Annotated in this window: 5 protein-coding genes; all 5 read left to right on the forward strand. The window is 67.3% G+C overall.

Going from position 1 to position 6,699, the window contains the following annotated elements:
• The coding region (locus Y706_RS0110935) for a sensor histidine kinase (RefSeq protein ID WP_028276619.1) at positions 1-735 on the forward strand (735 nt) is incomplete at its 5' end.
• A gap of 230 nt (positions 736-965) precedes the next feature.
• Positions 966-2,264, forward strand: coding sequence for an SWIM zinc finger family protein (locus tag Y706_RS0110940; protein ID WP_028276620.1), 1,299 nt, complete (start codon positions 966-968; stop codon positions 2,262-2,264).
• Positions 2,265-2,569: 305 nt separating this feature from the next.
• A complete protein-coding gene (locus Y706_RS0110945) occupies positions 2,570-3,712 on the forward strand; it encodes a DUF5691 domain-containing protein (RefSeq protein ID WP_253906767.1) in 1,143 nt (380 codons plus the stop codon).
• Positions 3,709-4,815: an ATP-binding protein gene (locus Y706_RS0110950; protein ID WP_028276622.1), complete on the forward strand. Its 1,107-nt coding sequence runs from the start codon at positions 3,709-3,711 to the stop codon at positions 4,813-4,815. The genes Y706_RS0110945 and Y706_RS0110950 overlap by 4 nt, the downstream gene beginning before the upstream one ends.
• 3 nt (positions 4,816-4,818) lie before the next feature.
• On the forward strand, positions 4,819-6,699 hold a 1,881-nt coding region (locus Y706_RS24965), incomplete at its 3' end, for a DUF5682 family protein (RefSeq protein WP_043436011.1).

Consider the following 6,699-nt stretch of genomic DNA (forward strand, 5'->3'; position numbering starts at 1 on the left):
GCCGCCGAGGAACAACATCGCCGGGACCTCGAGCACCTGAACTATCTTGGCCGCTACAACGCAATGGGAGACATGGCCATGGCCATCGCCCACGAGTTGGGACAGCCACTGGCCGCCGCCACCAACTTCGTCGACGGCGTATCCCGACGGCTGCACAATCCAGACACTGCCGTACAGGACCTGGAGTACGGTCTGGAAAACGCCAGAAAGCAAATAAACCGCGCCAACCAGATCGTCTCCAGCCTTCGCGCCTTCGTTGTCCAACTTGAACAATCCGAACAGATCGTCGACCTGAACGAAATCGTGGAGGACTGCCTGTATTTCATTCAGCTCCGTGGCCAGCAGCACGAAACAGAAATTCAGGTCGTCAAGAGTGATACGCCCATCTGGATTCGCTGCGAAAAGATACTAACCGGCCAGGTGATCCTGAATTTGTGTCATAACGCCATTGACGAGATGTCCACATGGCCACGGCGCGAGCGCCATGTCACCATCACCACATACGCCACCGCGGAATCAGGCGTGTTCCGCGTCGCTGACCGCGGTAAGGGCATCGCGCATATCCCGGACGGGCGAATTTTCGATGGCGTGTTCACCTCTAAAGCCACGGGCAGTGGCATAGGCCTGGCCCTTAGCCACCGGATCATCACACGCCAGCACGGCAGGCTTTGGGCGGAAGAGAATGAGTCCAGGGGTGCCTCGTTTACTTTTGAGCTTCCATTGGCCAATGAATAAGGACCTGGTAAGGAGTTTCTCGATTTTCATCCTTGGTGATTGCCATCGCCGCAACGCACCCGGTCAGCGCGGGAGATCCCATCGACGCACTGGCACGAATAACCCAGCCCGCGGACTGACAGGGGCCGGACACCAGTAGGGCGTCACTGACCGTTTACCGGCGTGGTGCGCCGCCGCCACACCGTTCTGCCTCCCTTGCGGTATCTGTGACATCGGGCACAATGTGCTTCATGGGGCGTTGGAGCGAGGAGCGGGTAATCAGCGCCGCGCCCGACCCATCGTCGCTGACGGCCGCCCGCAAGCTGGCACATCCCGGCCCCTGGTCCGACACGGGGAGCAACGACGTCCTGGTCTGGGGCAAATGCCAGGGCAGCGGAAAGACTCCCTACCAAGTGAGCATTGATGTCGCCGCTCCTGCCTATCGATGCTCCTGCCCGAGCCGGAAGTTCCCGTGCAAGCATGCCCTGGCGCTGCTGCTTATGTGGACGCGGGGCGAGGCGGCCGACGCCGCCGCGGAGACAGCCGCCTTCGCGCAGGAGTGGGCCTCCCAGCGGGCAGAGCGGACCGCCGTGCGCGAGCGGCGCCAGTCCGAGCCGGTTGTGGATCCGGCGGCACAGGCCAAGCGACTGGCCGACCGGCTGGCATTGATGGATGCGGGGATTGACGACTTTGCCCGGTGGCTGACGGACCTGGTGCGGACCGGCCTGGCGTCGGCCCGCACCCAGCCGTATTCATGGTGGGACGGCGTGGCGGGGCGCCTTGTCGATGCCCAGCTTCCGGGTTTAGCCGCCCAGGTGCGGGCGATGGGATCAGATGTGCACGCACGGACCGACTGGGGCGTTCACCTGCTTCTGCGGGCCGGGCGCTGGTGGGCGCTGACCAAGGCGTGGCGCAAACGGGACACCCTGACTCCCGACGAGCTCGCCGATCTCCGGGTGGCCGTCGGCTGGGCGGTGCCCACCGCCGAAGTTGAGGGCACCGAAGCGCTGCACGGTCCGTGGCTGGTGCTTGGCACTCACCGCAGCGACGACGGCCGGCTCCAGCAACAGCGGACCTGGCTTCGCGCCCCCGACGGAACGGTCATCGTGGTACTCGATTTTGCTGCCCACAGTGACGCTCTGGCGACGCCTCAGCTCGCGGGTGCGGTGCTGGATGTCACCGTCGCGCGGTATCCCGGCTCCGGGCCCCGGCGGGCAATGTTCACCGGGCCCGTAGCCCCGCAAGGACTGGCGGCCAGCCTCGGCGAGGGTGGGAACATTGCGCAAGCGTTGGAAATTGAATCGGCGGCGGTGGCACTCTCCCCGTGGTGTGAGCGTCACCCGGTCCTGTTGAGCGGGGTGCGCATCTGCCCTGGCAATTACGGCTGGCTCCGGGACGGATCCGGCAACGCACTCCCCCTGGTCGACGCGCCCCTGGATTCCCTGTTGGCCCTGACCGGCGGCCACCCTGTGGACCTGTTCGGCGAACTGGAGGAGGGCCGCTTCCGGCCTCTGTCCGCAGTCGTCGGTGGAGCGGTGGTAACCCCATGACTTGGCTGGCCGAGCTTCAAACGGCGGCACTCGTTGGCACCGCGCGCCACCCGGCCCCGTTTCCGCCTGTGGAATTGGGTGTCCGCCCGCCGGATGGCGTCTCCGGCGAGGAGTCACTGCTGGACCAAGCAGCCATGGCCGATGCAGTCACCCGCGCTGCCCGGCCTTCCACTACTATGGACGCTCCAGATGTCCCTCGTCCGGCCCCACCGGACGATGCGCCCGAGGCCCCGGGCGAGGCCTGCCGCCTGCTGGACCTGCTGCTCACCCAGCCGCCCGTCGGGCTGGAACTCCGAAGCCTGCTGGTGGTCGATTGGCTGCTGCTTGCCGAGGCTTCCGGACGGCGTGTTCCGCACCGGCTGCTGCCCAGCCTGCTGATGTTGGCAGAGGCAAAATCCAGCGTGGCGGAGCATTTACATCCTGCGATCGGAACCCGGGGCCGCTGGCTTCAGGACCTAACGGCCGGGGGCGCCGATCCGCGTCCGGCGATGACGACCGACTGGGCAGAGTTGAACAGTGCTGACGCCACGACGGAACTGGAACGGCGTCGCCGTAGTAATCCGGCCGCCGCCCGCGAGCTGCTGGTCACGCATTGGGATACGCTCGGTGCCCGGGAGCGCGCCGCCCATCTGGCCACCCTGGCCGCGAACCTGCGGGCAGATGACGAGGAGTTGCTGGAGCGGGCCCTTGACGACACCGCAAAGAGCGTGCGGGAGGTAGCCGCCGCCCTACTGGACCGGCTCCCTGAGAGCGCCCGCGCGGTCCGCATGGCTGCCAGGCTGCGGCCGCTGCTTCGCTTCAAAGGATTGTTGCGCAAGCAATTCGAGATCGACCTCCCGCCTGAGCCGGACGCGGCAGGACTGCGCGACGGGATCGCGCCGGCCCCACGCAGTGGTGAACCCGACCGGCTGGGCCGGCTCGACGCCATCATCAGGGGTGCCCCCCTCGATGTTTGGACGACGGCGGCCGGCCGTACGCCAGGGGCGAGCGTGGCGCTGCTGAAGGGCGAACCCCGCGCCCTCGAAACGATCGTCACCACCGCTGCGCTGCGGGCCGACCTTGACTGGGTGCGTGCGCTGCTCGACGTCCGCACGGACCTGCGGCTGCTGAATTGCCTGCCCGCCGCCGAGCGCGAGGACACGCTCGTCCGGCACCTGCGCGGCGGCACGGCAAACCCCTGGACACTCGTTCAACCGCTTCGCGACATGCCAAGACCATGGGGACGCCCCCTGGCTGAAGCCGTGCTTGAGCAGATCAACGCCAAGAACGGCGGCCAGCTGGCAACCATGCTCGCCGACACCCTGCCTGCGGCGCTGCCGCCCGAGGCAGCCGAACAAGCCCGGCGCCTGCTTGAGCATCCAGACGCAGACGCCGCCCGGCGCCGCGTGCTTCGTGATGCCGTTCAATACCAATCATTCCGACAATCCCTGACGGAGGCTTTTCAATGAACGACGCCCCGACCGCCCCCGATGTCCTCCGCGCCCATGCCGAAAACGCCTACGCTGAGGAGCTCAGCGCGTTGACGGCTGTTGACGACCGGCACCGGCCGCCCAGTTGGCAGCTGTCTCCGTGGGCGGTGACCACCTATATCCTCGGGGGCACCCTGCCGAACGGCGTACAGATCACACCAAAATACCTGGGTTCCGCGCGGCTGGTCGAAATCGCCGTCGCATCGCTTGCCACAGACCGCGCGCTGCTGTTGCTTGGCCTGCCGGGCACCGCGAAAACCTGGCTGGGAGAGCACCTGGCCGCGGCCATTTCGGGAGCCTCTACCCTCGTGGTGCAGGGCACCGCAGGCACGCCGGAAGAGGCACTGCGGTACGGCTGGAACTATGCCCGGCTGCTCTCGGACGGCCCGTCCCGGGCGGCCCTGGTCCCGGGACCGGTGATGCGCGCGATGGAGGCAGGGAGCCTGGTACGGGTGGAGGAACTGACCAGGATCCCGTCCGACGTGCAGGACTCGCTGATCACGATCCTCAGCGAGAAGACCCTGCCGATCCCCGAACTCAATGCAGAGGTCCAGGCCCGCAAGGGCTTCAACATCATCGCGACGGCCAACAACCGGGACAAGGGCGTCAACGATCTGTCGTCGGCATTGCGCCGCCGCTTCAACACCGTGGTGCTGCCGCTCCCGGACAGCATCGAGCAGGAGATCGAGATCGTCACCACCCGCGTCCGCAGCCTGGGCACTGCCCTGGAGCTTCCGGCTGATCTGGGAGCTCTCTCCGAAGTCCGGCGGGTGGTCACCGTCATGCGGGAACTGCGCGCCGGAGTAACGCAGGACCAGCGCACAACAATCAAATCGCCCTCAGCGACCCTGTCGACGGCAGAGGCCATCTCGGTGATGACGAACGGGCTCTCCCTCGCCGCCCACTTCGGTGACGGCACCGTCCGGGCCCCGGATGTGGCGGCCAGCCTGGTGGGCGCAGTGGTCAAAGACCCCGTCCAGGACCGTGTGATCTGGCAGGAGTACCTGGAAACCGTCGTCCGGAACAGGCCGGAGTGGAAGGACCTGTACCGGGCCTGCCGCGACCTCGAATCATCGAACTGACCGATGACAGACGTCTACGTCCTGGGGATCCGGCATCACGGCCCCGGTTCGACGCATTCGGTCGCCGAGGCGCTGGCATCCCTCCGGCCGGATCTGGTGCTGGTTGAAGGTCCCCCGGAACTTGACCAGGTGATTCCGCTGCTGTCCGATCCGCAGATGACGCCGCCCATCGCCGGGCTGATCTACGCAGCCGATGAGCCTCGGCTCGCTTCCTTTTACCCGATGGCGAGCTTCTCGCCGGAGTGGGTGGCGTTTGGCTGGGCGCTTTCCACCGGCACCCAGGTGCGGGCGATCGACCTGCCCGCGGCGCACACCTTCGCCCTCCGCATGGCTCCCGCGCCGGACGGGCCAACAACAGCCACCGACGACGGCGATCCCCCCGTGGATGGCGCCGAACCTCCCGCCCCGATGCAGCAGCCGTACCGCCCCGATGCGATTGGGATGCTGGCCGGCGCCGCCGGCTACACCGATCCGGAGCGGTGGTGGGAGGACGCCATCGAGCAACCGAATACAGACCCCGTCGAGCGGTTCGCGGCGTTGACCGAGGCCATCGCGGAGATCCGGGCGGCCGACGACAGGCCCAGCAGCCATCCCGACGTTATGGAGAACAACCGTCGGGAAGCGGCGATGCGCCGCCTGCTGCGTGCCGCCATTCGCGAAGGGCATGGGCGGATCGCCGTGGTGTGTGGTGCGTACCATGCGCCTGCCCTCGTGCCCTCAGGGTTTCCCCCGGTCTCTGCCGACAACAAGGTGCTGGCCGGGCTGCCCAAGGCCAAGGTCGCGGTGACTTGGGTGCCATGGACCTCGGACCGGCTCAGCTTGCGCAGCGGCTATGGGGCCGGTGTCACTGCGCCCGGCTGGTACCAGCACCTCTTCACACACTGGATGGCGCAGGAGCCCGGCACGGACGTGTCCACTACCTGGCTCGTCCGGGTAGCCCATGCACTGCGCCGTGAACACCTCGACGCATCGACTGCCTCTGTAGTGGACGCCAGCCGAATGGCGAATGCCCTTGCCGCCGTCCGTGGACGGCCCAGCCCGGGACTGTCCGAACTGGACGACGCCGCGCAGGCAGTTTTGTGCGACGGTTCACCTCTGCCGCTGGCCCTGGTCCACCGTGAACTCACCGTTGGGCTCGAGCTGGGGAATGTACCGGAGTCTGCGCCCACAGTCCCCCTGGCCGCCGATCTGGCAGCCACTCAACGCAAGCTCCGGTGGAAACCGAGCGCCATGGAAGAGGTCCTTACCCTTGACCTGCGCAAGCCAAACCAGCTGGCCCGCTCGGTTCTGCTGCACCGGCTGGCGCTGCTTGGAGTGCATTGGGGCACACAGAGCGAATCCGGCCGGACGACGGGCACGTTCAAGGAGGTGTGGACACTGAACTGGGAGCCGGAGCTAACGGTGGCCGTGGTGGAAGCCAGCCGCTACGGCACTACGGTCGCCTCCGCTGCCGCGAACTGCGTGGCCGAACGCGCCCAGGACGCAGGCAGCCTGACGGCGCTCAGCGAACTGCTCGCAAGCTGCCTGCTCGCTGACCTGCCGGACGGCATCGGCGGCGTGGTGTCGGTCCTTGCCGAGCGCACCGCCTTGCAACAAGACGTCGCGCCGCTGCTGGAAACCATCGCCCCCCTTGCCCGGACCTGCCGGTACGGCAACGTGCGCGGCGTGAACGTCACGGGCGTACGGAAGATTCTTGACACGACGGTTGTGCGGGCGTGCGTGGGGCTGCCCACTGCCTGCGCCGGGCTGGACGACGAGGCCGCCGACACCATGCGACGCGCCGTCGATTCGGCCCAACAAGGCCTCATTTTGCTGCCCGACCTGCCACCGGACGACTGGCACCGGGCGCTTGCCGCCGTCGCAGGCTCGGACGGCATCCACGGC

Source organism: Arthrobacter sp. I3 (genome assembly GCF_000520575.1).
GTDB classification, from domain to species: domain Bacteria; phylum Actinomycetota; class Actinomycetes; order Actinomycetales; family Micrococcaceae; genus Arthrobacter; species Arthrobacter humicola_A.

Bases quoted from the DNA above. Each gene is read 5' to 3' on its own strand.
- Y706_RS0110950 (WP_028276622.1), top strand. From the start codon at position 3,709: ATGAACGACGCCCCGACCGCCCCCGATGTCCTCCGCGCCCATGCCGAA.
- Y706_RS0110940 (WP_028276620.1), top strand. From the start codon at position 966: ATGGGGCGTTGGAGCGAGGAGCGGGTAATCAGCGCCGCGCCCGACCCA.